We start from the raw sequence: 25,964 nt of genomic DNA, 5'->3' as shown, positions 1-25,964 counted from the left end.
ATGTCTCCGCATGCGAGGTGTGCCCATGGACAGAGTCAGCGACGGTTATCTCCGCCAGCGCGGCGGTCTTCCCCAGCCCCTGGAAGACTGCCTGGCCGACGCCTCGCAGCGCGAGGCCTGGCGGGCCCGAGCCACACGCACCATCATTTCGGACCTGCGTGAGGAGTTCCAGGGCCGCCGGGCGCAGGCCGCTCTGGCCCTGCGGCCGCCGCGTGTGCTGCCGGCGCGGTCGGTGCTGACGCTGGATGCCGCACCGCCCACCAGCGCCGCTTTCCTGGCCGGCCCCGGCAACCGCAAGGCGGGCGAGCGGCGGCGCCAGGTGCTGGCCGGGCTGGTCGAGCTGCTGGCGAACCGCAAGAGCGATCGTGTCACCACCGCCTCGCTGGCCCAGCACCTGGGGCTGTGCGAGGCGGCGCTCTACCGGGTCTTCGGCAGCAAGAGCGGCATGCTGGAAGCGCTGATCGTGGACATCGAGCATGCGCTCTTCGAGCAGATCGAGCAGCTCGACCGCCACATGGCCGTAAGCGGCGCCAGCCTGCAGGAGCATGCGGGGCGGCTGGTGGCGATTCCGCTGCATTTCGCCGAGGCCCATCCCGGCGCCAGCCGGGTGATGGCGGGCGACGCGCTGGCCATGGAGGACGAAGCCCTGCGCCAGCGCATGACCCTGGTGTTCACCCGATTCGAGAAGACCCTGGCCGATCTGCTGCAGCGCGACCGGTTGATGGCGCTGGAGGCTTCGCGGGCGCTGGCGTCTGCGCTCGGCAGCTTCTGCGTGGGGCGCCTGCTGCGTTTCGCCAATTCGGGTTTCGTGCAGATGCCTTCGGCGCAGCTGGCGGCCTGCCTGGGCACCATGCTGCGCTGAGGCGCCGCCGGTCCGCTCAATCGCCGCGCGGCAACTCGCCGCCCAGCGCCTGCACGATGGAGCGCAGGCGCCGGATCTCGCGGCCCATGTCCAGCATCAGCGCCGCCGCGTCCAGGCCGGCATCGAAGTCGCGCTGAAGCCGGCGCACCTCCAGCGCCTGCTGCAGGTCTTCGCTCTGGAATCGCCAGCTGCTGGGCGGCCGCTCCGGCGGGGCCGACAGGATGCCGGCCTCAGCGAGCTGGCGCACCCAGTCGAGCTGGGCGCCGCAGGCCCGAGCCAGCTCCTCGGCGGTGAGGGAATCGCCCGCGCCGAGCACGGTGGTGGAACTGAAATGCAGATGCAGCGAATGTTGTTGGGGCATGGTCAGGCTTTCAGTGCGCTGCGCGGGTCGAAGCCGGTGCTGGCGGCGGCCAGGGCGCGGTAGGCATCGCGCACCGCGTCGGTATCGGCCGGCGGCAACACGATCTGCAGCAGCAGGTAGAAATGGCCGGCCGGCTCCCCGGGAAAACCGCGGTTCTTCAGCCGCAGCTTCATGCCGGCACGGGCCTTGGGCGGGATGGTGAGTTCGACCGTCGCGCCGCCGGGCGTCGGCACTTCCACCTGTGCGCCCAGGGCGGCCTCGCTGGGCGTGACGGGCAGGTCCATGGTGATGTCGCGGCCATCCACCCGGTAGCGTGCATGCGGAGCCACCCGCACCTCCAGGAAAAGATCGCCGGCGGCGCCGCCCGCATGGCCCGGCATGCCCTGTCCCGCCAGGCGGATGAACTGTCCGGGCCGCACACCGGCCGGCAGCTTCACCGACAGGGTGCGCTCCTGCCAGCGCGGCTGGCCGTCCGCGCCGGTTTCCATGGCGCGCAGGCTGATCTGGCGTTCGCCGCCGTTCAGGGCATCCTCGATGCTGACTTCGATTGCGGCGTGATGGTCCTCGCCGCGGATCGGGCCGGCCTGGCGGGCCCGGGCACGCTGCTCGCCGGCGCCGAAGATGGAGGAGAAGAACTCGCTGAAATCGTGGTGGTCGGCCGGGCCACTGGTGCCGCTGCGGTGGAATTCGTAGCCCTGGTCCCAGCCGGGCGGCGGCTGGAAACTGCCGCCGTCCGGCGCGGCCTTGCCGCCGGCCGCGACGCGGTCTGCCAGGGCGTCGTAGGCCGCGCGTTTTTCCTTGTCGCGCAGCACGTCGTTGGCTTCGTTGACCTCACGCATGCGGGCCTCGGCATCGGCCTCCTTGCTCACATCGGGATGGTATTTGCGGGCCAGCTTGCGATAGGCCTTGCGCAGTTCCTCGTCCGTCGCCCCGCGCTCCACGCCCAGGATCCTGTAGTAGTCCTTGAAATCCACGTCAGTGCGTCCTTCGTTTTTCAGACGGAGAATGTGGCCCCGCCGCCGTCGGCCATTGTGTGCGTTTGTTGAGGTTTCCCGCCATGAACGATGTCTCGCTTGCAAAAGCCCCGCCGGATGCGGTTGAACTGACGCGGGGGCTGCTGCAGGCCTGCGGACTGCCGACCGATGCCGCCCAGGGCCTGCAGCTGACCGGCCACGATCCGGTGCTGCCTTCCTCTTTCGCCGTGGGCACCGCCGCCCAGGCCACCATCGCCGCCGCGGCGCTGGCGGCCTGCACGCTCGGCCGGCTGCGCGGGCAGGCGGCGCAGACGGTGTCGGTGGACATGCTGCATGCCGCCCTCGAATGCACCGGCTGGTTCAGCCTCGATGGCCAGGTGCCCGATCTGTGGGATGCTTTTTCCGGGCTTTACCGGACTGCCGACGGCTGGGTGCGCATCCATGCCAATTTCGCCCACCACCGCGACGGCGCGCTGCGCCTGATGGGCCTGGATCCGGCCACGGCCAGCCGGGCCGATGCCGAAGCGGCTATGGCGCAGTGGAAGGCGGCCGATTTCGAGGACGCCGCCGCGGCCGCCGGCTTGGTCGCCACCCGCATGCGCAGCTTTGCCGAATGGGATGCCACGCCGCAGGCGCGTGCGATCGCCGCCCAGCCGCTGTTCACCATCCGCCGCATTGACACCGCCGACACGCCCGCCGCGCCCCTGGTCCTGCCGCCGCTGGCCGCCGGTGCCCGGCCGCTGACCGGGGTGCGGGTGCTGGAACTCACCCGCATCCTGGCCGGCCCGGTGGGCGGCCGGGCGCTGGCGGCACATGGTGCGGATGTGCTGCTGGTCAACGGCCCGCACCTGCCCAATATCGGCGCCATCGCGGACACCAGCCGGGGCAAGCGCTCGGCCCTCGTCGATCTGCGCGAGGAGCAGGGCAGGGCGACCCTGCGCGGCCTGGTGCAGCAGGCCCATGTCTTCATCCAGGGCTACCGGCCGGGCGGCATCGCCGAACGCGGCTTCGGCCCCGAAGCCCTGGCGAAGATGCGCCCGGGCATCGTCTGCGTCAGCCTGAGCGCCTACGGCACGCAAGGCCCCTGGGCCACGCGCCGCGGTTTCGATTCGCTGGTGCAGACGGCCACCGGCTTCAACCTGGCCGAGGGCGAAGCGGCCGGCCAGGGCAAGCCCCGGCCGTTTCCGATGCAGATCCTCGACGAGGCGACCGGCTACCTGATGGCCATGGGCGCCGCCGCCGCGCTGTACCGGCAGCAGACCGAGGGCGGCAGCTGGCTGGTGGAGGTTTCGCTGGCGCAGACCGGCTACTGGTTGCGCGGGCTGGGCCGTGTCGCGGACGGGTTTTCCGCCGTGCAGCCTAAGACGATGGAGCAGCCCGCCTTCGAGCATTACCTGGAGAGCAGCGAGTCGGGCTTTGGCGCCTTGCGGGCATTGCGCCATGCGGCCCGGCTGTCGGCCACGCCCGCGGTCTGGGACCTGCCTTCGATGCCGCCGGGCAGCCACCCGCCGGCCTGGTGAGCGGCCGGCATCACGCCGGAAAACAGAAGGGGGCGGTCACCGTTGCCGGCAACCGCCCCGTCCCTTGGGTCGATGCAAAGTGGTTCGTTTCAGCGCAGGCCGAAAAAAGACAGCACTGCTGCGATCACGACCACGAGACCGACGACGTAGATGATGGTGTTCAAGGCTTGGTCCTCCTGTTGAAGCCTTCAGCATGACCACGGCCGGGCCGCTGGCTTGTCGTCCTGAAGCAGCCAGCCTTGTAGGAAAAGCCTTTTTCCGAATGCGCCTTATGGATTCGCGAAGGACGGGAGCAGGCCAGCCGCCGGCTCACTCCATATCGGTGGTGGAGTGCGCGAAATCCGCCGAATGCTCGGGTTTCTGCCCGCGCGACCATTCCAGCAGCGTGTCCGCCGTCATCGGCCGGGCGAAGTAATAGCCCTGCAGTTCGTCGCAGTCCATGCCCAGCAGGATGTCGCGCTGGCCTTCGGTCTCCACGCCTTCGGCCACCACCCGCAGGCTGAGCGCGTGGGCTAGCTGGATCACCGCCTCGACCACCGCGCGGGCGTCCGAACTGCCTTCGAGGTCCTTCACGAAGCTGCGGTCGATCTTGAGCTGCTGCGCCGGCAACTGGCGCAGATAGCTCAAGGAGGAGTAGCCGGTGCCGAAATCGTCGATCGCCAGGTAGACGCCGATGCGTGCCAGCGCTTCGAAGGCACGGCGGGTGATGTGCATGTCCTCCATCGCCACCGATTCGGTGATCTCGCACAGCAGCTGCGAGGCTTCGATGTTGTGTTCGGTGAGCGCCGCGTTCACCCGGTCGGCCAGGGTGTTCTCGCGCAGCTGGTGCACCGACAGGTTCACCGCCACCCGCATGCGCAGGCCCTGGGTGCGCCATTGCGCCATCTGGCGGCAGGCCTCCTCGATCACCCACTGGCCGATGCGGCCGATCAGGCCGAAGCGTTCGGCCATGCCGATGAACTCGTCCGGCGGCACGTTGCCGCGGGTCGGATGGGTCCAGCGCAGCAGGGCCTCCACGCCGTGGATGCGGTTGCTGGTGCCGCTGACCTTGGGCTGGTAGTGCAGGCTGAACTGGCCCAGGTCGAGCGCGGCGCGCAGGTCGCTCAGCAGCTCCAGCTGGGTGTTGGCATCGGCGCCCATCGAGGCTTCGAACACCGCATAGTTGCCGCCACCGCCGCGCTTGGCCGCATACATGGCGGCGTCGGCGTTGGCGATGAGTTTGTCGCGCTGGCCGTTGTCCGGGAACATCACGATGCCGACCGAGCACGAGATCTTGATGTTGCGGTCGGCCATCTCGAAGGCCGCCGACAGCACCGCGATGATCTTGCGCGCCACGATGGCGCAGCCGGCGATGCCGGGCACGTCTTCCAGCAGCATCAGGAACTCGTCGCCGCCCACACGCGCCACGGTGTCGTTCTCGCGGGCCTGGCCGCGCAGCCGGTCGGCCACCTCGGTCAGGATGTGGTCGCCCACCGAGTGGCCGAAGGAGTCGTTGATCGGCTTGAAGCCGTCGAGGTCGATGAACAGCACGGCCAGGCGGGCGGCGATGCGTTCGTCGTCGTGGTTGAGGCGGTCGACACGGGCCAGCGCCTGCGCCAGGCGCTCTTCGAACAGCAGGCGGTTGGGCAGGCCTGTCAGCGGGTCGGTGAGCGCCTGCTGCTGCAGCTCGGCATTGGCCGTCTTCAACTGGGTGTTGGCCTTCAGCAGCGAGGCGGTCAGGCGCTCTGCCGTGCTCTGCATGCGGGCGTCGAGCATGGACAGCAGCAGGGTGCTGATCAGCAGGGTGACCGAGACCAGCAGCACCACCACCGTCAGCGCCGCGCCGCCGAGGTTGTCGGCGCTCAGGCAGACGGCGCCCATGGGAAAGCCCGCCGCCTCCATGCCCACGTAGTGCAGGCCGCAGATGCCGGCCGACAGCACGGCTGCCGCGCCGAACTGGGCGGCCACCCGGCGTTCGGCCGGAATCTTCACCAGCTTGTGGAAGAGCGCCAGCGCCACCGCCGAGGCGAACACAGCGATCAGCACCGACGCGCCGATCCAGCGGAAATCCCACTGGATGGCCGGTGTCATGTCCAGCGCCGCCATGCCGATGTAATGCATGCTGGCGATGCCCACCGCCATGGCGATCGAGCCGCGGATCAGGTTGCGCGGCCGGTAGGTCATGCGCCCGGCCACCCCCAGCGCCACCGCGGATGCGGCCACGCCGGCGAACCAGGACAGCAGGGTGAACCTGCCGTTGTAGCCCAGCGGAATCGGCAGCATGAAGGCCTGCATGCTCAGGAAGTGCATCGCCCAGATGCCTGTGCCCATCACGCCCGCGCCGAAACCCCACCAGAGCATGCTGGCCCGGCCGCGGGTGGCGTGCACCCGCCGCGCCAGGTCCAGCGCCACATAGGACGCCAGGGTCGCGATGACGACCGAAGCCAGCACGCCCATCGGGTCGTATTGCGCGGGCAGCAGGCCGGCTTGGTTGGTCGGAAAGAGCACGGTGGTCCTTGCAAGAGCGGGCGCCTCGGCGGACCTGGACGGTCTGGCGGGCTGACGCCCGGAGTGTAACGGGGTGCTTCTTATGCAGGAACGTATTTCGTGTCCGTGAGTGGGTGCACTACAACTTCGGCGCCGCCTTGGCTTCCAGCGCCTTGACAAGTGTCCACAGCATGCGGTTGACCGGCGTGGCGATGCCCAGCGCGGCGCCGCGCCGCAGCACGAAGCCGTTGAGGTGGTCGATCTCGCTGGGCTTGCCGCGCGCCATGTCCTGAGCGGTGGAGGAGAACTGCCCCGGCATGGTCTGGGCGATGGCGCGCACGGCGGCCGGCACATCGCCCGGTATCAGCACGCCGTCGGCCCGCGCCACCGCCAGGCATTCGGCGACCACGTCGGCCAGCGTGTCGGTCACGCCGGGCTGCAGCACCAGCTGGCCATAAGGCAGCTGCGTGATCGCCGAAAGGGCGTTGTAGGCGCAGTTGAGCAGCAGCTTGGCCCAGAGCGCGCCACGCACGTTGTCGGAGATTTCGGTGGGAATGCCCGCCGCCGCCAGGCAGGCGGCCAGCGCCGCGCTGCGGCTGCCGGTGGCGATCACCAGCTCGCCGCGGCCGTGGTGCCGCACATGGCCGGGGCCAGCCATGGCGGTGGCCACATAGACGACGCTGGCCGAGACCTCCTGCGGTAGCAGGGGCTGCAGGCGGATGTCGTTGTCCACGCCGTTCTGCAGCGTCAGCACCAGCGCCTCGGGCGCCAGGTGCGGGGCGATGGCGGCGGCGGCCGATTCGGTGTCGGTGGACTTCACGCAGAACAGCACCAGCTGCGCGCCGGCGACCGCGGCCGGATCGCTGCTGGCCTCCAGGCGGACCTGCTCGTCGAAGCTGCGGGTTTCCAGGCGCAGGCCGTGGGCGCGGATCGCCTCCACATGCACCGGCCGGGCGATCAACACCACCTCGTGGCCGGCGCGCGCCAGCAGGCCGCCGTAGTAGCAGCCGACCGCTCCCGCGCCCATCACGGCGATCTTCAGGCGCTGGCCGGGGGCGAAGGCGGAGGGCGTGGCGTCGGTCATGTCGCCGATCCTAATCGGACCATGGCGCAGAATCGCCGCCCGGCAAAGGCAGCACAGGAACGGGCGGCATATGAAGAGGCAGGGCAGGGCGGGCGAGAACAGCGACACGGGCACATCGCCCCTGCATCCGGCCATCCATTTCGACCTGGTGACGGTGCGCCTCTTCATCGAGACGGCCGAGACCGGCAGCGTCACCCGCGCCGCCGAACGCATCCTGCTGGCGCCCGCCGCCGCCTCGCGCCGCCTGAAGGAGCTGGAGCAGCAATTCGGCGTGCCCCTCTTCCAGCGCCTGCCGCACGGCATGGCCCTGACCGACGCCGGCCGCGCCCTGCTGGCCCATGCCCGCAGCATGGCGCATGCCGTCTCGCGCATGCGCGACGACGCCCTGGCCTACCGCGAGGGCGATCTGGGTGTGGTGCGCATCGCGGCCTGCACCTCCGCCGTGCTGCAGTTCCTGCCGGGCGACATCCAGCGCTGCCAGGCGCGCCATCCCGGCATCAAGATCGACCTGCAGGAGTTGAACAGCCAGGGTGTGCTGCAGGCCATAGACCGCGGCGTGGCCGATATCGGCATCTACGAGAGCACCGTCGGCGCCGTGGCCCTGCCCACCCGCGCCTACCACCGCGACCGCCTGGTGCTGGTGGTGCGGGACGACCACGCCCTGGCCGACCGAGCTGCCGTCAGTTTCGAGGACATGCTGGACCACGACGTGATCGGCCTGACCGAGGGCTCGGCCATCTCCACCACCCTGCTGCGCCTGGCCGCGAAGGCCCGGCGCGACCTGCGCATGCGCATCCGTGTCGGCAGCTTCGACAGCATGGTGGCCATGATCCGCCAGGGCATCGCCGTGGGTGTGATGCCGCAGGCGGTGGCGCGCTCCATCGCGGGCGGCAGCCGCTTCAAACGCATCCCCATCGAAGGCGACTGGCCGGCGCGCCAGATGATGCTGTGCCACATGCCGGAAGCGTCCATGTCGCGCGCCGCGCTGGCCGCCTTGCAGGTGATCGCACCCTGAGCCAGGGCAGGGCGGTTTCGCAAACCGCGAATTCAGTCTCCAGAAATCGGCGATGGCCTGCGCCCCCCGGCGCCGCTACATTCCCGCCACAGACCGGCCGCAGCCGGCCGCCATCCCACTGGAGACAAAACCCATGAAGACGAACTTCGCGCGTCCGCTCGTACTGGCCCTGACGCTGCTGGCCGGCGCCGCCCAGGCCCAGACCGCCGCCTTTCCCAACAAGCCCATCCACATCAACGTGGGCGCCTCTGCCGGCGGCGGCACCGACGTGGTGGCCCGCCTGATCGGCGAGAAGATGGGCCCGCTGATCGGCCAGCCCTTCATCATCGACAACCGCCCGGGTGCCGCCAACACCATCGCCGCTGACGTCACCGCCAAGGCCCCGGCCGATGGCTACAGCCTGCTGGCGGCGACCAATTCGCCGCAGGTGATCGCGCCGCACCTGATGAAGCTCAGCTTCGATCCGCTCAAGCAGCTCACGCCGCTGGGCATGGTGGTGCAGGTGCCGCATGTGCTGATCGTCAATGCGGCCTCCAGCTTCCGCAGCTTCCCGGAGCTGCTGGCCGAAATCAAGGCCAAGCCGGACAACGTGCGCTACGCCTCGTCCGGCATCGGTAGCGTGCAGCACATCGCCGCCGAGCTGTTCATGGCCTCGACCGGCAGCAAGATGATCCACATCCCCTACAAGGGCAGCTCGCAGGCGCACCAGGACATCCTGGCCGGCCAGGTCGAGATGATGCTGGACACCACCTCCTCGGCCATGGGCCTGATCAAGGCCGGCAAGTTCCGCGCACTGGCCGTCACCACGCCCAAACGCGCTGCCGAACTGCCGGACGTGCCCACCCTGGACGAACTGGGCGTGAAGGGCGCCGAGATGAGCACCTGGTACGCCATGTACGCCCCGGCTGCCACGCCCGCGCCGGTGCTCGACCGCCTGGTCCGCGACTTCCAGAAGACCCTGCAGATGCCCGAGGTGCAGAGCAAGCTGAAGGGCCTGGGCGGCGAGCCGTCCACCCTGACACGCGAGCAGTTCATCGCCCTGCAGGCATCGGACGACAAACGCTTCGCCGCCCTCATCAAGCAGCGCGACATCAAACTCGATTGAAGGACTGACCGCCATGACCCCCCGCATCGCACTCGCCATCGGCGACCCCGCCGGCATCGGCCCGGAAATCATCGCCCGCCTGCTCTCCGAGCCCGGCGCCACCGAACGCGCCGAGATCTTCCTGATCGCGACGGACGAAGCGCTGGAAGCCGGCGCCCGCGCCGCCGGCGTGCCGCGGATCCAGCCCGGCCCGCGTCTGCACATCGTCGACTGGCCCGGCCGCACGCTGCGTTTCGCGCCCTCGCAGGCCACGCCGGAGAACGGCCGGTTCATCCTCGACAGCCTCACCTTCGGCACCCGCATGGTGGAGAACGGCGAGGCCGACGCCCTCTGCTTCGCACCGCTCAACAAGGGCGCCATGCGCCTGGGCGGCATGCACGAGGAAGACGAGATGCGCTGGTTCGCCAAGCTGCTGCGCTACGACGGTCCCTGCGGCGAATTCAATGTGCTGGGCCCGATGTGGACGGCCCGTGTCACCTCGCACGTCGCCCTGCGCGAGGTGTCCGACCTGCTCAAGCCCGAAGGCGTGGCCGGCGCCATCGGCATGCTGACCCAGGCCCTGAAGGCCGCCGGCACGGCCGAGCCGCGCATCGGCGTCTGCGGGCTCAATCCGCACAACGGCGACAACGGCAACTACGGTTCGGAAGAGGGCGAGATCATCACCCCCGGCATCGAGCTAGCCGCCTCTCGCGGCTTCCCGGCCCTGGGGCCGTTCCCGGCCGACACCATCTTCCTGCGCGCCAATAAGGGCCAGCTCGACGGCATCGTGACCATGTACCACGACCAGGGACAGATCGCGACCAAGCTGCTGGGCTTCGACATCGGCGTGACGGTGGAAGGCGGACTGCCCATCCCCGTGACCACCCCCGCCCACGGCACGGCCTACGACATCGTCGGCCAGGGCGTGGCCCAGTCCACCGCCATGGCCGCCGCCTTCGACCTGGCCTGCCGCATGGGCGCCAGCCATCGCGCGGCCCGCGAAGCCGCCGCGCTGCCGGCCTGATGCCGATGGCCGGACGCATCCGACTCGGCTGCATCGCCGACGATTTCACCGGCGCCACCGACCTCGCCAACAACCTGGTGCGCAGCGGCATGCGGGTGGCGCAGCTGATCGGCGTGCCCCACGGGCCGCTCGATGCGGATGTGGACGCGGCGGTGGTCGCGCTCAAGTCGCGCACCGTCGCACCGGAAGAAGCCGTGGCGCAGTCGCTGGCCGCCCTGGCCTGGCTGCGGGCACAGGGCGCGCAGCAGATCTACTTCAAGTATTGCTCCACCTTCGACAGCACGCCGCTGGGCAATATCGGCCCGGTCACCGATGCGCTGATGGCGGCGCTGGGGACGGGCTTCACCATCGCCACCCCCGCCTTTCCGGACAACGGGCGCACGGTGTTCAAGGGCTATCTCTTCGTGGGCGATGTGCTGCTGAACGAGAGCGGCATGCAGAACCATCCGCTGACGCCGATGGGCGATGCCAACCTGCTGCGGGTGCTGCAGCCGCAGACCCGGCACAAGGTCGGACTGGTGCAGCACGACGTGGTTGCGGCCGGAGCCGATGCGGTGAAGGCGCGCTTCGAGGCGCTACGGGCCGAGGGCGTGGGCATCGCCATCGTCGATGCCGTCTCCAATGCCGACCTGCTGCGCCTGGGCCCGGCGCTTGCCGGCATGCCGCTGGTGACGGCCGGCTCCGGCGTGGCGATCGGCCTGCCGGGCAATTTCGGGCTCTCGCCTTCGCCGCAGGCGGGCGAGCTGCCGGCGCCTTCGGGCTGGCGCGCGGTGGTTTCGGGCAGCTGTTCGGTGGCGACCAACCGGCAGGTCGCGGCCTTCATCGCCAGCGGTCGGCCGGCGCTGGCCATCGATCCGCAGCGCATCGCCTCGGGCGAGGACCTGGTCGCACAGGCCCTGGCCTGGGCGGCGCCGCTGCTGGCCGATGGCCCGGTGCTGATCTATTCCACGGCCGAACCCGGCGCGGTGCGGGCGGTGCAGGGCACGCTCGGCGTGGCCGAGGCCGGCGCGCTGGTCGAGCAGGCGCTGGCCGCCATCGCACGTGGACTGGTCGAGGCGGGCGTGCGCCAGCTGATCGTCGCCGGTGGTGAAACCTCCGGCGCCTGCGTGCAGGCGCTGGGCGTGCAGCAGATGCAGATCGGCACCCAGATCGACCCCGGCGTGCCCTGGAGCCATGCGCGCTGCGCCCTGGCGCCGGTGGACGGCCTGCACCTGGCGCTGAAGTCCGGTAACTTCGGCAGCGAGGATTTCTTCACCAAGGCCTTCGCGCTGCTCGGGGCCTGAGTACGCAACCCGGATACCACCCATGCCCCGTTTCGCCGCCAACCTGTCCTTTCTCTACCAGGAACTCGCCTTCCTGGACCGCTTCGAGGCCGCCGCGCGGGATGGCTTCCAGGCCGTCGAATATTTGGCGCCGTATCCCTTCGAGCCGGCGGAGATCCGCAGCCGGCTGAAGGCGAACGGCCTGCAGCAGGTGTTGTTCAACGCGCCGCCCAGCGGTGGCGAAGCGGCAGATGTCGCCACCGCCTGGGACCGGTCCGAACGCGGCATCGCCGCCTTGCCGGGCCGAGAGGCCGAGTTCCGCCAGGGTTTCGCCCACGCCCTGCGTTATGCCGAGGCGCTGGACTGCCCGCGCATCCACGTCATGGCCGGCCTGGCGCCGACCGGCGCCGATCGCAACACGCTGCGCACCACCTACATCGCCAACCTGCGCTGGGCCGCGGCAGAAGCCGCGAAGGCCGGCCGCGAGGTCCTGATCGAGCCGATCAACACCCGCGACATCCCGGGCTTCTTCCTCAACCGCCAGGACGACGCCCACGCCGTGCTGGCCGAAGTCGGCGCCGCCAACCTCAAGGTGCAGATGGACCTGTACCACTGCCAGATTGTCGAAGGCGATGTCGCCAGCAAACTCAAGGCTTACCTGCCGACCGGCCGTGTCGGCCACCTGCAAATCGCCGGTGTGCCCGAACGCCACGAGCCGGACACGGGTGAACTGAACTACGGCTATCTCTTCGAGGTGATCGACTCGCTGGGCTTCGACGGCTGGATCGGCTGCGAATACAAACCCCGCCGTGGCGCGGTTCCCGGCGGCACCTCGGACGGCCTGGGCTGGCTGCGCGGCCTGCACTCCTGAAGCTCAGGCCGGCACGAAGCTGCGCAGCAGCACCTCGGCCAGCACATTGACCGAGGAGGTGCGCCACACCCCGTAGGCCTCCGACCGCGCCGTCACGCCTTCCAGCGGCCGGAACACCGCCCCTGCAGACCGCAGCGCCGCATGGCCTCGGGCACCAGCGCCACGCCCAGCCCCTGCGACACCAACGACACCACCGCCAGCCAGTGCCGCGCCTCGTGCCGCAGCTCGGGCCGGAAACCCGCCTCGGCGCAGATCGACAGCACCCGCTCGTGATAGTCCGGCGAGGAACTGCGGGCGAACAGCACCAGCGGCTGCTCGCGCAGGTCCAGCGGCGCGATGCGGCGCTTGCGGGCCAGGGCGTGGTCCTGCGGCAGGCAGCAGACGAAAGGCTCGCTCAGCAGCAGCCGGCTCTGCAGCGGCGCGGGCAGGCGGCTGGTGTGCAGGAAACCGATGTCCAGCCGGTCGTGCATCAGCTCCGAGACCTGTTCGCCCGAGTTGAGTTCCGACAGGCTCAGCCGCACGGCGGGATGGCTGGCCTGGAAATCCTTCAGGGCCTGCGGCAGGCCCCGGTACAGCATCGCGCCGACAAAGCCGACCCGCAGCCGACCGGCGAGGCCCGAGGCGACATTGCGCGCTTCGACCGCCGCCTCTTCCGCCTCCAGCAGCAGCCGCCGGGCGGAAGCCTGCAGGGCGAGGCCGGCGGCGGTCAGCCGCACCTCCTTGCTGTTGCGGTCGAAGAGCCGGGCGCCCACGCTTTCCTCCAGCTGCCGGATCGCCACCGACAGCGGCGGCTGCGAGATCGACAGCCGCGTGGCAGCCCGGCCGAAGTGCAGCTCCTCGGCCAGCACCGAGAAATAACGCAGGTGACGCAGTTCCATGGATAGTTGAATCAAATCGAACAAGACCTAATCGATATTAGACATGCATGGTCGCCATGCGCACCATCGGCATCCAAAAAGGAGACAGAACATGGACGCAGCCGCGCACCCGATCCCCGACCGCCACGGCCAGAACCTCTTCAGCACCGACCGCGAACTGCCCGGCCTGCTCGGCCTCTACCTGCCCGAGGACCTGCGCCGCCACATGCACCCGCATTTCGAGCGCCTGGGCGCCCTGGCCGGCGGCCGGCTCGACGAACTGGCCGGCATCGCCGACCGCAACCCGCCCGAGCTGGAGCACCGCAACCGCACCGGGCAGGACGTCCAGCGCATCGTCAAGCACCCTGCCTATGTGGAGATGGAGCGGCTGGCCTTGAGCGAATTCGGGCTGGGTGCCATGTCGCACCGGGAGGAGACGCTGGGCTGGAAAGGTCGCATGCCGGCCATCGTCAAATACGTGCTGACTTTCCTCTTCGTGCAGGCAGAGTTCGGCCTGTGCTGCCCGGTCTCGATGACCGATTCGCTCACCCGCACGCTGCGCAAGTTCGGCAGCCCGGAACTGATGAAGCGCTACCTGCCGCAGCTCACCAGCCTGGATTTCGACGAACTGGCCCAGGGCGCCATGTTCATGACCGAGCAGGCCGCCGGCTCCGACATTGCCGCCACCGCCACCACCGCCCGGCCCGGCGAGCAGCCCGGCCAGTTCCTGCTGAGCGGCGACAAGTGGTTCTGCTCCAACCCCGATGCCGGTTTCGCCATGGTGCTGGCCCGCATCGAAGGCGCGCCCGAGGGCATGAAGGGCGTGTCGCTCTTCCTGCTGCCGCGTCATCTGCAGGACGGCAGCCTCAACCGCTACCGCATCGTGCGCCTGAAGGACAAGCTCGGCACCCGCTCCATGGCCAGCGGCGAGATCCGCCTGGAAGGCGCCAGCGCCTGGCTGGTCGGCGAGGCGGGCCGGGGTTTCGTGCAGATGGCCGACATGGTCAACAACTCGCGCCTGTCCAACGGCGTGCGCGCCGCCGGCCTGATGCGCCGCGCGGTGGCCGAGGCCGAGTTCATCGCCAGCGAGCGCCGCGCCTTCGGCCGCAGCCTGCAGGACATGCCGCTGATGCGCCGCCAGCTCGACAAGCTGCGGGTGCCCGCCGAACAGGCCCGCACCATGGTCTTCCAGACCGCCCGTGCGCTGGGCCGTTCCGATGCGGGCGAGGAGGGCGCCTACGCCCTGCTGCGCATCCTCACGCCGCTGATCAAGTTCCGCGCCTGCCGCGATGCCCGCAAGGTGACCGGCGATGCGATGGAGGTGCGCGGCGGCTGCGGCTATATCGAGGAATGGAGCGATCCGCGCCTGGTGCGCGATGCCCACCTGGGCTCGATCTGGGAGGGCACCAGCAATATCGTGGCGCTGGACGTGATCCGGGCGGTGAAGCGCGAGGGCTCGCTGCCGGTGCTGCAGGCGCATGTCGAGGGGCTGCTCGAAGACATGCCCTCTGTCGCGCCCGCTTTCGTGTTGGCCCTGCGCGCAGCGATGGCCCGGGCCTGCGCCCTGGCCGAAACGGCGGCCCGCGAAGGCGGCGATGTGCTGGCCCGCCAAGCCGCATCCGCCCTCTACCACTGCACCAGCGCCGCCGCCATGGCCTGGGAGGCCGCGGCTACCGGCTCGGCCGATCGGCTGCGCTGGGCCCAACTCGCGCTGCAACACCGGGTGCTGCCGCGCGATCCGCTGTCGCCCGATGTTATGCCGGCCGACTGGAGCAGCGCCCGAAGGGAGCCATCCACCACCGCCGCCTGATTCCCCTTCGAACCCAGAACGACAAAGAGACAAGACATGCAAAAACGCACCTTCCTGCTGGCCGCCTCCTGCGCGCTGGCGACCGCCTTCACGCCGGCGGTATACGCCGACAGCTATCCCAGCAAGCCGATCACCCTGGTGATCCCTTTCCCGCCCGGCGGCCCGACCGACGCCATGGCCCGCACCCTGGCCGCCGAGATCCGCGACCGGATCGGCCAGACCATGGTGGTGGAAAACCGCGCCGGCGCCGGCGGCAACATCGGCGCCGAATACGTCGCCCGGGCCGAGCCCGACGGCTACACCCTGATGTTCGGCACCTCCGGCCCGCTGGCCATCAACGCCAGCCTCTACCGCAAGATCAATTACGACCCCACCCGCAGCTTCGCGCCGGTGATCCGCGTGGGCCACCTGCCCAACATCCTGGTGGTGCATCCCTCGCTGCCGGTGAAGTCGGTGCCGGAGCTCATCGCGTATTCGAAGGCGCATCCGGGCACGCTGAGTTATGCGTCCTCGGGCAACGGCGCCTCCTCGCACCTGGCCGGCGTGATGTTCAACGCGCTGGCCGGCACCGACTTCCAGCACATCCCCTACAAGGGCACCGGCCCGGCGCTCAACGACCTGCTGGGCGGCCAGGTGGGCATGAGCTTCACCGACATCCTCACCGCCATGCCCTATGTGAAGACCGGCAAGCTGCGCGCCCTGGGCGTGACCACCGCCGCCCGCTCGCACGCCATGCCCGAGGTGCCCACCGTGGCCGAGCAGGGCCTGGCCGGCTACGACGTGAGTGTGTTCTTCGGCATCGTCGCGCCGGCGGGCACGCCGGCCGACCGCATCGCCGTGCTCAACAAGGCCTTCGCGGCGGTGCTGGCCTCGCCCAAGGTCAAGGAGCTGTTCGCCTCGCAAGGGCTGGAGGCCGCCACCGACATCCGCCCGCAGGCGCTCGCCCAGTTCATCGCCTCCGAGACGGCCAAATGGTCGACGGTGGTGAAGCAGTCGGGCGCCCAGCTGGATTGACCGCATGACCAGCCCCACAGCCAACACCGGCGCGCTCGCCGGCATCCGGGTGCTCGACATCTCGCGCATCCTCGGCGGCCCCTTCTGCGGCCAGATCCTGGGCGACCACGGCGCCGACGTGCTCAAGGTCGAGCCGCCGCAGGGCGACGACACCCGCACCTGGGGCCCGCCCTTCATCGACGGTGTCGCCTCCTACTACCGGGGCCTGAACCGCAACAAACGCACGATGCGGCTGGACCTGGCCGCCGAAGCCGACCGCGATGCCTTCCTGGCCCTGGTGGCCGAGGCCGATGTGCTGGTCGAGAACTTCAAGGCCGGCACCATGGAGCGCTGGGGCATCGGCTACGAGGCGCTGTCCGAGCGTTTCCCGCGCCTGGTGTGGTGCCGTGTCTCCGGCTTCGGATCGGACGGCCCCCTGGGTGCCTTGCCCGGCTACGACGCAGCGGTGCAGGCCATGACCGGCATCATGAGCATCAACGGCGAGGCCGAAGGCGGCCCGCTGCGCGTGGGCCTGCCGGTGGTGGACATGGTGACCGGCCTGAACGCCGTGATCGGCGTGCTGCTGGCCCTGCAGGACCGCCACCGCAGCGGCCGCGGCCAGTTCGTGGAGGCGGCGCTGTACGACAGCGGACTGTCGCTGTTGCATCCGCATGCCGCCAACTGGTTCGCCAACGGCCGCACGCCGCAGCGCACCGGCAATGCGCACCCCAACATCTATCCCTACGACGCCTTGCGCACCGGCACCGAGCCGATCTTCCTGGCCGTGGGCAACGACCGGCAGTTCGCCGCCTTCTGTCGCTGCATCGGCCTGCCCGATCTGGCGCAGGACGAACGCTACCGCGAGGCCGGCTCGCGTTCGGTGAACCGGGCGGCCTTGAAGATCGAACTGGAAGCCGCCCTGGCGGCCTTCGACGGCGTGAAGCTGGTCGATGAACTGATGGCGGCCGGTGTGCCCGCCGCCCCGGTGCTGGGCGTGGACGCCGCCTTGCTGCATCCGCACACGGCGCACCGCGGCATGGTGGTCGAGATGGAGGGCGGCTACCGTGGCCTGGGCGCGCCGGTCAAGCTCAGCCGTACGCCGGCCAGTTACCGCCATGTACCGCTGACGGAGGGCGACAGCTTCCTGGCGGACTGAACAGTACGCTCAGCGGTAGAAGACTTCCACCCGGCCCTTGAGCTTGATCTGCAGCGGCTGCCCCTTGCGGTCGCGGGTCTTGGCCGAAGGCACCTTGATCCAGCCTTCGCTGATGCAGTATTCCTCCACGTCGTGGCGTTCCTTGTCGTTGAAGCGGATGCCGATGTCGTGCTCGAAGACGGCGGGTACGTGGTGGGGGCTGCGCGGGTCCACGCTGAGGTGGTCGGGGAGTTCGGGGCGCACGGGCTGGCTGGCTGCTTCGGTCATGTGGATCGCTTCTGGTGTTCTGGACGGGGCCTCAAGCGCCCCGGGGAACCGGCGATTTTGCACAAAGCCGCTCAGGTGCCGCCGGTGGACTGCCGCTCGACGATGGAAAAGCCCACATCCCGCACCGGCTCGGTGATCTCCGCGCCCTGGCAGCGCTGCAGGATCAGCCCGGCCGCGCGCTGCCCGATCTCCGCGCCCTTGATCTGCACGGTGGTCAGTGAGGGCAGGGTGTGGGCCGCGAAATCCGCATCGCCGAAGCCGCAGATGGCGAGGTCCTGCGGCACCCGCAGGCCGCGCGACTGGGCCTCCACCATCACGCCCTGGGCCAGCTGGTCGGAGCTGCAGAACACGGCCTGCAGGCGCGGCTCCTGCGCCAGCAGTTCGGCCGCGGCGCGCCGGCCCAGCGCCAGGCTGCTGGGCGCCGGCACGGTGGCGGTGGGCACCGCGCGGCCCATGGCCTCGACGAAGGCGCCGCTGCGCACCAGGGCGCGATGGTCGTCGCCGGTGGCGATGCCGACGCGCTCCCAGCCCTTGGCGCGCAGGTAGGCGGCCACGGCGGCGCCCACTTCGCGGTGGGAGAAGCCGACCTGCATGTCCACCGGGTCCTCGCCCAAATCCCAGGTCTCCACCACCGGGATGCCCAGGCGGCGCAGGGTCTGCCGCGCCTTGGCGGAGCGGATCAGGCCGGTGACCATGATCCCGTCCGGCTGGCGGCCGAGCATGGTGGAGAGCAGGGCGTCCTCGCGCGCATGGTCGTAGCCGGACTGGCCGAGGATCACCTGGTAGCCGGCGGCATGCAGCGTCTCGGTCAGCGCCTGCACCGTGGGCAGGAACTGCTGCACCGAGATCGCCGGCACCAGCGCCGCCACCGTCATGCTGCGGCGCGAGCGCAGGCCGCCGGCCAGCAGGTTGGGCAGGTAGCCGGTGGCCTCCACTGCCTGCTGCACCTTGGCGATCGTCTTGGGGGTGACCAGCGCCGGATTGCCCAGCGCCCGCGAGGCGGTGATCAGCGACACGCCCGCGGCACGGGCCACGTCGTGCAGCGTGGCGGCTTTGGAGTTGGTAGTTGTCTTCAACGAAAACCCTGAGTCATCGGTGCGATTCTGCCCGGACGGCCACTGCATTTCACAGCAGAATGACAACGTTGTCATCCGCGTGGAAACCATCCCCCCACCCAGAGCGGAGACAACACCCTCGAAAAAGGAGACACACACATGAACCGCCGCCTCGCCGCCGTCGCCCTGGGCATCGCCGCCACCGCCGCTCTGGCATCCCCCTTCCTGGCCCAGGCGCAGACCGCCTGGCCCGACAAACCCGTCACCCTGGTCGTGACCTTCCCGCCCGGCGGCTCCACCGACCAGGTGGCGCGCGCGCTCGCCCCGCGCCTGGGCGACAAACTCAAGCAGACCTTCCTGGTGGACAACCGCGCGGGCGCCGCCGGCACCATCGCAGCAGCCATGGTCAAGCGCGCGCCGGCCGACGGTTCGACCTTCCTGGTCACCTCGCTCGGCCCGCTGGTCATCGTGCCGCACCTGCTCAAGTCGCAGATGCAGTACGACCCGCTGAAGGACTTCGACCTCATCACCGTGGCCGTGCAGTCGCCCAATGTGCTGGTGGTGCCCACCGCCTCGCCGCACAAGACGGTGGCCGACGTCATCGCCTATGAGAAAGCCAACCCCGGCAAGATGAGCTTCGCATCGTCGGGCAACGGCAGCAGCGATCACCTCACTGCCGAACTCTTCTGGCAGGAGACCGGCACCAGCGGCGTGCACATCCCCTACAAGGGCGGCGCACCGGCGCAGACCGACCTGATGGGCGGCCAGGTCGATGCCTCCTTCCAGAACATCAACGCGGTGATCGGCTACATCAAGGCCGGCAAGATGCGCGCGCTCGGCATCACCAGCGGCAAGCGCTCGCCGGTCCTGCCCGATGTGCCCACCATGGCCGAGGCCGGCGTGAAGAACCTGGAAGTGACTTCCTGGCAGGCGGTGGTCGCGCCCAAGGGCCTGCCGCCGGCGATCCGCGACAAGGCCCATGCCGCCATGGTCGAGGTGCTCAACGAACCCGCGGTGAAGGACGGCTTCACCAGCGTCGGCTACGAGCTGGTCGCCAACACGCCCGCGCAGTTCGCCGCCTTCCAGCAGGCCGAGTACGCGCGCTGGAAGAAGGTGATCGAGACCGGCAAGATTTCCATCGACTGACATCCCGTCACCCATGACTCAGACCACGACTTCCTCCGTTCCTTCCGGCGACAGCATCGCCTGGGTGCGCATCTCGTCCTGCTACCTGCCGCTGGCCAATCCGATCAGCGATGCCAAGGTGCTCACCGGCCGGCAGAAGCCGATGACCGAGATCGCCATGCTCTTCGCCGAGATCCGCACCCGCGACGGCCACCACGGCCTGGGCCTGAGCTACAGCAAGCGGGCAGGCGGCCCGGGCCAGTTCGCCCATGCCCGCGAGATCGCGCCGGCCCTGCTCGGCGAGGACCCGAACGACATCGCCAAGATCTGGACCAAGCTCTGCTGGGCCGGCGCCTCGGTGGGCCGCAGCGGCCTGGCGGTGCAGGCCCTGGGCGCTTTCGACGTGGCGCTGTGGGACATGAAGGCCCGCCGCGCCAACCTGCCGCTGGCCAAGCTGCTCGGCTCGCACCGCGACTCGGTGCGCTGCTACAACACCTCGGGCGGTTTCCTGCACACCCCGCTGGACCAGCTGCTGGTGAACGCCAAGGCGTCTCTCGACCGCGGCATCGGCGGCATCAAGCTCAAGGTCGGCCAGCCGAACGGCAAGCTCGACATCCAGCGGGTGGAAGCCGTGCGCAAGCACCTGGGCGACGACGCGAAACTGATGGTCGACGCCAACCAGCAATGGGACCGCCCCACCGCCCAGCGCATGTGCCGTGTCTTCGAGGAGTTCGACCTCGTCTGGATCGAGGAGCCGCTGGACGCCTACGACTTCGAAGGCCACGCCGCCCTGGCCGCCACCTTCGACACCCCCATCGCCACCGGCGAGATGCTGACCAGCGCGGCCGAGCACGACGAACTCATCCGCAACCGCAGCTGCGACTACCTGATGCCCGACGGCCCGCGGGTCGGCGGCATCACGCCCTTCCTGAAGATCGCCGCCCAGGCCGAACACGCCGGCCTGATGCTCGGCCCGCATTTCGCCATGGAGCTGCATGTGCACCTGGCCGCGGCCTATGCCACCGAGCCCTGGGTGGAGCATTTCGACTGGCTGGAGCCGCTCTTCAACGAGCGGCTGGAGATCCAGGACGGCCGCATGCTGGTACCGACCCGGCCGGGCCTGGGCCTGAGCTTGAGCGAGCAGGCCCGCGGCTGGACCCGCGAACAGGCCGAGTTCGGCACCCAGCCCTGATTTTTTTCGAGCAACGACGCACCACCAAGACGGAGACAAAAACCATGCAAGACAACAACTCCCGCCGCCGCTTCCTGAAGACCGCCTCCGCTACCGGCATCGCCGGCCTGAGCGGCCTGGCCGGGGCGCAGTCCTTCGACTTCAAGCCCAACCAGCGCTACCCCGATCCCTCGGTCTACGTGCTGGACCCGAGCTTCGCAAAGTACCGCCTCTACAGCAGCACCGTCGAGCAGCTGGGTTCGGGCATGCGCTGGGCCGAGGGCCCGGCCTATTCGGTCGAAGGCGGCTACCTGCTGCTGAGCGACATCCCCAACAACCGGCTGATGAAGTACGACGAGAAGACCGGCAAGTTCGGCGTGTTCAAGACCGGCGTCAACTACACCAACGGCAATGTCTTCGACCGCCAGGGCCGGCTCATCAGCTGCGAGCATTCGGTCACCCGCCGCATCGTGCGCACCGAGAAGAACGGCAAGCAGACCGTGCTGGCCGACAACTACGAAGGCAAGCGCCTGAACGCGCCCAACGACATCGTGGTGAAGTCCGACGACAGCATCTGGTTCACCGACCCCACCTTCGGCATCGGCGGCGAATGGGAGGGCTTCAAGGCCCGGCCGGAACAGGCCACCACCAACGTCTACCGCATCGGCAAGGACGGCAAGCTCACGGCCGTCATCACCGAGCTGGTCAACCCCAACGGCCTGGCCTTCTCGCCGGACGAGAAGAAGCTCTACGTGGTCGAGTGGAAGGGCACGCCCAACCGCAGCATCTGGTCCTATGACGTGTCGGACGACGGCACGACGGTTTCCAACAAGACCAAGCTGATCGACGCCGACGGCCCCGGCGCCTTCGACGGCTTCAAGGTGGACCGCGACGGCAACCTCTGGTGCGGCTGGGGCTACACCGGCGCCTTCGGCACCGAGACCACCGACATCGGCGCGGGCATGAAGGCGCTGACGCCGCTGGGCAAGCCCGAGGAGATGGACGGCGTGAAGATCTTCAACCCGCAGGGCAAGCCGATCGGCTTCATCAAGCTGCCGGAACGCTGCCCCAACCTGGTCTTCGGCGGCCCCAAGCGCAACCGGCTCTACATGGCCAGCAGCCATTCGCTGTATGCGCTGTATGTCGAAGCCTTCGGCGCGGTCTGAGGACGTGGCCATGCACAGGCGTTTCACGCTGCTGCTGGCCCTGGCCGCGGCGCTGCCCTTGGGGGCGGCGGCGCAGCCGGCCTATCCGGGCAATGCACCCATCCGCATGCTGGTGGGCAACCCGGCCGGCGGCACCACCGACGTGGTGGCACGGCTGATCGCGGTGAAGCTGGGCGAGCAGATGAGGGGCGCCTTCATCGTCGACAACAAGCCCGGCGCCAGCGGCCTGATCGCCGCCGAGAGCGTGGCCAAGGGCACGCCGGACGGCTACACGCTATTGATGGCCTCGTCGCAGCTGGCGACCTTCAAGGCGCTGTATCCCGCCAGCACCTTCGATGCCGAGCGCGACCTGGAGCCGATCGGCATCGTGGCGACTTCGCCCTATGTGATGGTGGTGCATCCCTCCCTGCCGGTGAAGACGGTGCCCGAGCTGCTGGCCTATGCCAAGGCCCATCCGGGGCAGATCTCGTATGCCGGCTCCTCGCCCGGCACGGCCCAGCACCTGGGCTGGGAGCTGATCAAGCGCAGCACCGGCACCGACATGCAGTACGTGCCCTACAAGGGTACCGGCGCGCTGATGCCGGACCTGCTGGCCGGGCGGCTGCAGGCGGGCATCGACAACGTGGCCATCCTCACGCCCTACATCAAGGCCGGCCAGCTGCGCGGCATCGCGGTGACGAGTGCCAAGCCCAGTCCGCTGCTGCCCGATCTGCCGACGGTGGCGGCCGGCGGCGTGCCGGATTTCGCGGCCATGGGCTGGTTCATCCTCTATGCCCCGGCCCGGACGCCACCGGCCGTGCTGGCCGCGCTGCGCCAGGGCCTGCAGACGGTGATGGCCGCGCCGGAAACGCGCGAGAAGCTGGTGGGCATCGGCTCGGATCCGCAGAGCGGTGCGGCGGAAGAGGCCCGGGCCCTGCTCAAGCGCGAGACCACGGTGTGGGGCAAGGTGATCAAGGACGCGGGGATCACGGCGCAGTAGGCCCCGCGGCCGACCGGGCTCAGCGCAGGTCCAGGAACTGGCCGCCTATCGTCTCCACCAGGGCGGGCGGCAGTTCGGCGGCCGCGGCGAACTCGGGCCAGCGCTGCAACGCCGCGGCCACTTCCTCGATCACCCGCGGCGCGGAGCCCACGCCGAAGCGGCGCGCCTCGGCCAGCAGGTCTTCCCGTTCGAATCCCTTGAAGCGGCCGTTGACCGACATCAGGTGCTGGTTCGTCCATTCGCCTTGGGGGTTGTGGGCGAAGGTCACGTCGTAGGCCGGTGCCAGTTCCCAGGCCTGGCCCTGGCGCAGCCGGAAGGAGAAGTTCTTGCTGTGGTCGTCGCAGTTGCGCGCGAGCACATTGAAGACCATACGCCGGAAGGCCTCTTCCATGGCCTCGTAGGGCAGGCCGAGCGCGCTGGCCGCCATGAAGAGCTGGGCATAGGCGTTGGTGCCCTTTTTCTTGTAGTCGAGGTGGGACAGGGCGCACAGGGTCTGCATGTGGTGCCGGCTGTTGTCCTCGCCGCGGTCGAAGCGCCTGGTCATGAAGTGGGCGCGGCCGTGCTCCTGCAGCAGGCGGCAGTCGCTCATTTGCAGGCCGGCCGCGCGCGCCATCAGGTGGTAGGCGTATTCGATGCGGCCGTAGTGCTGGGAGGAGCCCAGCTCGCTGTCCAGGCCCATGCCGTCGAACTTCAGCAGCCAGTGCTGGAAGCCGGGCGGCGCGTCGAGCTGGCCGGCGCGGATCTCCTGCGTCTCGGGGTTCCAGGCGACCACCGCCTTGGCGCGTGCGCCACCGGCCGAGGTGCCGACCTCGATGATGCTGCGCAGGGCGGCATTGGCATGGTCGTCGTCGTCGACATGGCCGGACACGGCCTTGCGCGCCTCTTCCACCAGGCTGCTCAGTTCGATGGCGGTGGGCTTGCGGGTGGCCGGGCCGCGTGCCGGCTTGAAGCTCAGGGCGCCCATGCCGCGGCCGCTCATGTAGGCCAGGCGGTCCAGCGGGGTGACGCTGTTCGAGGCGATGCCCCGGTCGGCCATGTAGCGGTTGATCAGCGCGTTGCCGAAGTCGTCCGGCAGGGCGTCGCTCAGCAGCGCTGGCAGGCGTTTGTAGGTGGCCTCGGGCAGTTCGGTGAACAGGTAGGGGCGGCTGCCGCGCGCCGGCATGTGCAACGGCGAGGGCTCGATGCCGCTGGCCTTGAAGGCCTCGGTATAGGCGAAGGCGTAGTAGCCGTAGGCGGGATCGAGCGCCACGGCGCCGATGTGCTGGTCCCAGAGAAAGACATCGACCTTGTCGACATGCCGGTAGACGGCCGGCTTCTTCCTAGCGGCCCGCGCCATGTCGGCTTCCGGTGGCGCGCTGGCGCGGCTCGGCATGGCGGCCCAGCGCCAGCGGGTTGATGGTGGCGACGGGCGCGATGGTGGCCAGCCAGTCCGCGCGGCCGAGTGCGCGCAGCACCGAGACTAGGCTGTGCAGGGTGGAGCCCTGGCCGCCTTCGAGGTTGCGCAAGGCCCGGACGCTGACGCCGGCGCGTTCGGCCAGGGTCTTCTGGTCGATGTTGCGGTCCAGGCGCAGGGATTTCAGCCGGTCGCCCAGGGCGACTTCCAGCTCGTCCGGGGTTTCATGGAGGATTTGCATCAACAATCCTTTTTCTGCCGATAGAGGGCATTTGGAGCGATAAGAGTCCTTTTAAGGACAAATATATAGATGCCTCTTGCTCAAGTCAATGACGACATGTATCGGCATATTTTTGCCTGTCGTTAAAGAATTTTCGTTTTATCGGCACAAAAAAGACAATTGAAGCACTAGTCTTAACTTTCTATCTTCAGACGCCCATGCAACAAGCTGCTGCTGGAGGTGTACTGCAGGATCTGGCTGCGCTGCGGGTTCAGCAGGTCGGCGGCCGCGAAAGCCGCCAGCGTCGCCTCGTGGAAGGCCGAGACGATCAGCTTCTTCTTGCCCGGGTAGGACACGATGTCGCCGACTGCGAAAACACCCGGTAGGCTGGTCGCGAAACGGGCGGTGTCGACCGGCAGCTGCTTGCGCTCCATCGCCAGGCCCCAGTCGGCCAGCGGGCCCAGGCGCGGGCTCAGGCCCTGGGCGACGACGATGGCGTCCACGGCCAGCGTGGGCAGGTCGCCATCGGGGCCCGAGCGCTGCACGGCGGCGAGGCGGCCGGCTTCCAGCTCCAGGCCGGTGATCTGGCCGGCCTCGAAGGCGACACGGCCTTGGGCGCATAGCGCCTCGAATCGGGCGAGCCTTTCGGGCGGCGCCTGCAGCACGGCGCGGCGGTGCATCAGCAGGATGGCGGCGGGGGGCGAGGCGTCGGCCAACAGGGCATCGATGCGGTCCAGCGCGAGTTCATCGCCGCCGACCACCAGCACGCGCTGCCCGAAGAGTGCGCCCGCATTCGGCCACCAATGGAAGACCTGCGAGTTCTCCAGCGCCTCGATGCCATCCAGCTTGAGCCGGCGCGGCGCGAAGGCACCCACGCCGGCGGCGATGAAGACGCAGCTGGCGTGGAACTGGGCGCCCTGCGAGCTGCCCAGGCGCCATCCGCCGTCCTCGCCGCCGCTTTCCAGCGAGACGATTTCCTGTCCCAGGTGGAGTTCAGGCGCGAACGGGCGGACCTGTAGCAGCAGCCGCTCGGTCAGTTCCTGGCCGGTGCAGGCGGGCAGGCCGGGGATGTCGTAGAGGGGTTTGTCGCCGTAGAGCGTGGCGACCTGGCCGCCGGGCGTCGCCTGGGCATCGACGATCTGGCTGGAGATGCCCAGCAGGCCCAGTTCGAAGGCCAGCCAGAGGCCGGCGGGGCCGGCTCCGATGATCAGCGCGTCGGTGGTGATCGGGGCGCCGGGCTCGCTCACGC

Annotated in this window: 23 protein-coding genes and 1 pseudogene; 14 read left to right on the top strand and 10 right to left on the bottom strand. The window is 69.4% G+C overall.

The window, feature by feature from the left end:
- The first annotated feature begins 25 nt into the window (after positions 1 to 25).
- Positions 26 to 862: a nucleoid occlusion factor SlmA gene (gene slmA, locus GT347_RS00500; protein ID WP_160550125.1), complete on the top strand. Its 837-nt coding sequence runs from the start codon at positions 26 to 28 to the stop codon at positions 860 to 862.
- A 16-nt stretch (positions 863 to 878) separates the two neighbouring features.
- Here the strand turns inward: slmA and GT347_RS00495 are convergent, their stop codons facing one another.
- Positions 879 to 1,223, bottom strand: coding sequence for a chaperone modulator CbpM (locus tag GT347_RS00495; RefSeq protein WP_160550124.1), 345 nt, complete (start codon positions 1,221 to 1,223; stop codon positions 879 to 881).
- 2 nt (positions 1,224 to 1,225) lie between these two features.
- Positions 1,226 to 2,197, bottom strand: a complete 972-nt coding sequence (locus GT347_RS00490) for a DnaJ C-terminal domain-containing protein (protein WP_160550123.1) — start codon at positions 2,195 to 2,197, stop codon at positions 1,226 to 1,228.
- A gap of 83 nt (positions 2,198 to 2,280) precedes the next feature.
- Between GT347_RS00490 and GT347_RS00485 the strand changes: the two genes are divergently transcribed.
- Positions 2,281 to 3,717: a CoA transferase gene (locus tag GT347_RS00485; protein ID WP_160550122.1), complete on the top strand. Its 1,437-nt coding sequence runs from the start codon at positions 2,281 to 2,283 to the stop codon at positions 3,715 to 3,717.
- 309 nt (positions 3,718 to 4,026) lie between these two features.
- Here the strand turns inward: GT347_RS00485 and GT347_RS00480 are convergent, their stop codons facing one another.
- On the bottom strand, positions 4,027 to 6,153 hold the full coding sequence (locus GT347_RS00480) for a putative bifunctional diguanylate cyclase/phosphodiesterase (RefSeq protein ID WP_229722960.1): 2,127 nt from the start codon (positions 6,151 to 6,153) through the stop codon (positions 4,027 to 4,029).
- A 169-nt stretch (positions 6,154 to 6,322) separates the two neighbouring features.
- Positions 6,323 to 7,225 carry a ketopantoate reductase family protein gene (locus tag GT347_RS00475; protein ID WP_160555153.1) on the bottom strand — a complete coding sequence of 301 codons (903 nt, stop codon included), beginning with the start codon at positions 7,223 to 7,225 and terminating at the stop codon, positions 6,323 to 6,325.
- Between the two features lie 112 nt (positions 7,226 to 7,337).
- Between GT347_RS00475 and GT347_RS00470 the strand changes: the two genes are divergently transcribed.
- The 5 genes from GT347_RS00470 (at position 7,338) to otnI (ending at position 12,523) form a co-directional block, all read left to right on the top strand.
- Positions 7,338 to 8,282 carry a LysR family transcriptional regulator gene (locus GT347_RS00470; RefSeq protein ID WP_160550121.1) on the top strand — a complete coding sequence of 315 codons (945 nt, stop codon included), beginning with the start codon at positions 7,338 to 7,340 and terminating at the stop codon, positions 8,280 to 8,282.
- A gap of 133 nt (positions 8,283 to 8,415) precedes the next feature.
- Positions 8,416 to 9,387, top strand: coding sequence for a Bug family tripartite tricarboxylate transporter substrate binding protein (locus GT347_RS00465; protein ID WP_160550120.1), 972 nt, complete (start codon positions 8,416 to 8,418; stop codon positions 9,385 to 9,387).
- 13 nt (positions 9,388 to 9,400) lie between these two features.
- Positions 9,401 to 10,390, top strand: coding sequence for a 4-hydroxythreonine-4-phosphate dehydrogenase PdxA (locus GT347_RS00460; RefSeq protein ID WP_160550119.1), 990 nt, complete (start codon positions 9,401 to 9,403; stop codon positions 10,388 to 10,390).
- A 5-nt stretch (positions 10,391 to 10,395) separates the two neighbouring features.
- On the top strand, positions 10,396 to 11,673 hold the full coding sequence (gene otnK / locus GT347_RS00455; RefSeq protein ID WP_160550118.1) for a 3-oxo-tetronate kinase: 1,278 nt from the start codon (positions 10,396 to 10,398) through the stop codon (positions 11,671 to 11,673).
- Between the two features lie 22 nt (positions 11,674 to 11,695).
- Entirely contained in the window at positions 11,696 to 12,523 is an 828-nt protein-coding gene (gene otnI / locus GT347_RS00450) for a 2-oxo-tetronate isomerase (protein WP_160550117.1), read from the top strand.
- A 3-nt stretch (positions 12,524 to 12,526) separates the two neighbouring features.
- Here the strand turns inward: otnI and GT347_RS00445 are convergent.
- Positions 12,527 to 13,401: pseudogene (locus GT347_RS00445) on the bottom strand (LysR family transcriptional regulator).
- A gap of 91 nt (positions 13,402 to 13,492) precedes the next feature.
- Here GT347_RS00445 and GT347_RS00440 point away from each other — a divergent pair.
- Genes GT347_RS00440 through GT347_RS00430 form a run of 3 tightly spaced genes read left to right on the top strand, consistent with a single transcriptional unit; the run spans position 13,493 to position 17,339 of the window.
- Positions 13,493 to 15,190, top strand: a complete 1,698-nt coding sequence (locus tag GT347_RS00440; RefSeq protein WP_195812380.1) for an acyl-CoA dehydrogenase family protein — start codon at positions 13,493 to 13,495, stop codon at positions 15,188 to 15,190.
- Positions 15,191 to 15,226: 36 nt separating this feature from the next.
- Positions 15,227 to 16,204 carry a Bug family tripartite tricarboxylate transporter substrate binding protein gene (locus tag GT347_RS00435; RefSeq protein WP_160550115.1) on the top strand — a complete coding sequence of 326 codons (978 nt, stop codon included), beginning with the start codon at positions 15,227 to 15,229 and terminating at the stop codon, positions 16,202 to 16,204.
- 4 nt (positions 16,205 to 16,208) lie between these two features.
- Positions 16,209 to 17,339 carry a CaiB/BaiF CoA transferase family protein gene (locus tag GT347_RS00430; protein WP_160550114.1) on the top strand — a complete coding sequence of 377 codons (1,131 nt, stop codon included), beginning with the start codon at positions 16,209 to 16,211 and terminating at the stop codon, positions 17,337 to 17,339.
- A 9-nt stretch (positions 17,340 to 17,348) separates the two neighbouring features.
- On the opposite strand, the gene GT347_RS00425 is transcribed toward GT347_RS00430, so the two are convergent.
- Both GT347_RS00425 and GT347_RS00420 read right to left on the bottom strand, forming a co-directional pair.
- Entirely contained in the window at positions 17,349 to 17,606 is a 258-nt protein-coding gene (locus GT347_RS00425) for a DUF3297 family protein (protein WP_160550113.1), read from the bottom strand.
- A 71-nt stretch (positions 17,607 to 17,677) separates the two neighbouring features.
- Positions 17,678 to 18,682, bottom strand: a complete 1,005-nt coding sequence (locus GT347_RS00420; RefSeq protein WP_229722573.1) for a LacI family DNA-binding transcriptional regulator — start codon at positions 18,680 to 18,682, stop codon at positions 17,678 to 17,680.
- Positions 18,683 to 18,820: 138 nt separating this feature from the next.
- Here GT347_RS00420 and GT347_RS00415 point away from each other — a divergent pair, with 138 nt between their 5' ends.
- Genes GT347_RS00415 through GT347_RS00400 form a run of 4 tightly spaced genes read left to right on the top strand, consistent with a single transcriptional unit; the run spans position 18,821 to position 23,102 of the window.
- The gene (locus GT347_RS00415; RefSeq protein ID WP_160550111.1) at positions 18,821 to 19,807 is read left to right on the top strand and encodes a Bug family tripartite tricarboxylate transporter substrate binding protein; all 987 of its coding nucleotides are present in this window, start codon (positions 18,821 to 18,823) and stop codon (positions 19,805 to 19,807) included.
- 13 nt (positions 19,808 to 19,820) lie between these two features.
- A complete protein-coding gene (locus GT347_RS00410; protein WP_160550110.1) occupies positions 19,821 to 20,978 on the top strand; it encodes an L-talarate/galactarate dehydratase in 1,158 nt (385 codons plus the stop codon).
- 44 nt (positions 20,979 to 21,022) lie between these two features.
- Positions 21,023 to 22,123 (top strand): SMP-30/gluconolactonase/LRE family protein, encoded by a 1,101-nt coding sequence (locus GT347_RS00405; RefSeq protein WP_160550109.1) that lies wholly within the window; start codon positions 21,023 to 21,025, stop codon positions 22,121 to 22,123.
- 10 nt (positions 22,124 to 22,133) lie between these two features.
- Positions 22,134 to 23,102, top strand: coding sequence for a Bug family tripartite tricarboxylate transporter substrate binding protein (locus GT347_RS00400; protein WP_160550108.1), 969 nt, complete (start codon positions 22,134 to 22,136; stop codon positions 23,100 to 23,102).
- A 19-nt stretch (positions 23,103 to 23,121) separates the two neighbouring features.
- On the opposite strand, the gene GT347_RS00395 is transcribed toward GT347_RS00400, so the two are convergent.
- The 3 genes from GT347_RS00395 to GT347_RS00385 all read right to left on the bottom strand — a co-directional run bounded on the left by GT347_RS00395 (position 23,122) and on the right by GT347_RS00385 (position 25,962).
- Positions 23,122 to 24,438, bottom strand: coding sequence for a type II toxin-antitoxin system HipA family toxin (locus GT347_RS00395; RefSeq protein WP_160550107.1), 1,317 nt, complete (start codon positions 24,436 to 24,438; stop codon positions 23,122 to 23,124).
- Complete coding sequence (locus GT347_RS00390) at positions 24,422 to 24,736, bottom strand: helix-turn-helix domain-containing protein (protein ID WP_195812379.1); 315 nt, start codon at positions 24,734 to 24,736, stop codon at positions 24,422 to 24,424. The genes GT347_RS00395 and GT347_RS00390 overlap by 17 nt, the downstream gene beginning before the upstream one ends.
- Before the next feature lie 173 nt (positions 24,737 to 24,909).
- Positions 24,910 to 25,962 carry an NAD(P)/FAD-dependent oxidoreductase gene (locus GT347_RS00385; RefSeq protein ID WP_160550106.1) on the bottom strand — a complete coding sequence of 351 codons (1,053 nt, stop codon included), beginning with the start codon at positions 25,960 to 25,962 and terminating at the stop codon, positions 24,910 to 24,912.
- Between the last annotated feature and the right edge of the window lie 2 nt (positions 25,963 to 25,964).

Source organism: Xylophilus rhododendri, from assembly GCF_009906855.1.
GTDB classification, from domain to species: domain Bacteria; phylum Pseudomonadota; class Gammaproteobacteria; order Burkholderiales; family Burkholderiaceae_C; genus Xylophilus; species Xylophilus rhododendri.
The sequence above is the reverse complement of the archived record's forward strand: the minus strand, read 5'-3'. Positions and strand labels throughout refer to the sequence as shown.

What these genes read in the sequence shown, in the direction of transcription:
- GT347_RS00440 (WP_195812380.1), top strand. Translation starts at nt 13,493, where the DNA reads ATGGACGCAGCCGCGCACCCGATCCCCGACCGCCACGGCCAGAACCTC.
- GT347_RS00485 (WP_160550122.1), top strand. Translation starts at nt 2,281, where the DNA reads ATGAACGATGTCTCGCTTGCAAAAGCCCCGCCGGATGCGGTTGAACTG.
- GT347_RS00390 (WP_195812379.1), bottom strand. Translation starts at nt 24,736, where the DNA reads ATGCAAATCCTCCATGAAACCCCGGACGAGCTGGAAGTCGCCCTGGGC.
- GT347_RS00430 (WP_160550114.1), top strand. Translation starts at nt 16,209, where the DNA reads ATGACCAGCCCCACAGCCAACACCGGCGCGCTCGCCGGCATCCGGGTG.
- GT347_RS00395 (WP_160550107.1), bottom strand. Translation starts at nt 24,438, where the DNA reads ATGGCGCGGGCCGCTAGGAAGAAGCCGGCCGTCTACCGGCATGTCGAC.
- GT347_RS00400 (WP_160550108.1), top strand. Translation starts at nt 22,134, where the DNA reads ATGCACAGGCGTTTCACGCTGCTGCTGGCCCTGGCCGCGGCGCTGCCC.
- GT347_RS00495 (WP_160550124.1), bottom strand. Translation starts at nt 1,223, where the DNA reads ATGCCCCAACAACATTCGCTGCATCTGCATTTCAGTTCCACCACCGTG.
- otnK (WP_160550118.1), top strand. Translation starts at nt 10,396, where the DNA reads ATGGCCGGACGCATCCGACTCGGCTGCATCGCCGACGATTTCACCGGC.
- GT347_RS00415 (WP_160550111.1), top strand. Translation starts at nt 18,821, where the DNA reads ATGAACCGCCGCCTCGCCGCCGTCGCCCTGGGCATCGCCGCCACCGCC.
- GT347_RS00405 (WP_160550109.1), top strand. Translation starts at nt 21,023, where the DNA reads ATGCAAGACAACAACTCCCGCCGCCGCTTCCTGAAGACCGCCTCCGCT.
- slmA (WP_160550125.1), top strand. Translation starts at nt 26, where the DNA reads ATGGACAGAGTCAGCGACGGTTATCTCCGCCAGCGCGGCGGTCTTCCC.
- GT347_RS00465 (WP_160550120.1), top strand. Translation starts at nt 8,416, where the DNA reads ATGAAGACGAACTTCGCGCGTCCGCTCGTACTGGCCCTGACGCTGCTG.
- GT347_RS00410 (WP_160550110.1), top strand. Translation starts at nt 19,821, where the DNA reads ATGACTCAGACCACGACTTCCTCCGTTCCTTCCGGCGACAGCATCGCC.
- GT347_RS00480 (WP_229722960.1), bottom strand. Translation starts at nt 6,153, where the DNA reads ATGGGCGTGCTGGCTTCGGTCGTCATCGCGACCCTGGCGTCCTATGTG.
- GT347_RS00470 (WP_160550121.1), top strand. Translation starts at nt 7,338, where the DNA reads ATGAAGAGGCAGGGCAGGGCGGGCGAGAACAGCGACACGGGCACATCG.
- GT347_RS00460 (WP_160550119.1), top strand. Translation starts at nt 9,401, where the DNA reads ATGACCCCCCGCATCGCACTCGCCATCGGCGACCCCGCCGGCATCGGC.
- GT347_RS00425 (WP_160550113.1), bottom strand. Translation starts at nt 17,606, where the DNA reads ATGACCGAAGCAGCCAGCCAGCCCGTGCGCCCCGAACTCCCCGACCAC.
- otnI (WP_160550117.1), top strand. Translation starts at nt 11,696, where the DNA reads ATGCCCCGTTTCGCCGCCAACCTGTCCTTTCTCTACCAGGAACTCGCC.
- GT347_RS00435 (WP_160550115.1), top strand. Translation starts at nt 15,227, where the DNA reads ATGCAAAAACGCACCTTCCTGCTGGCCGCCTCCTGCGCGCTGGCGACC.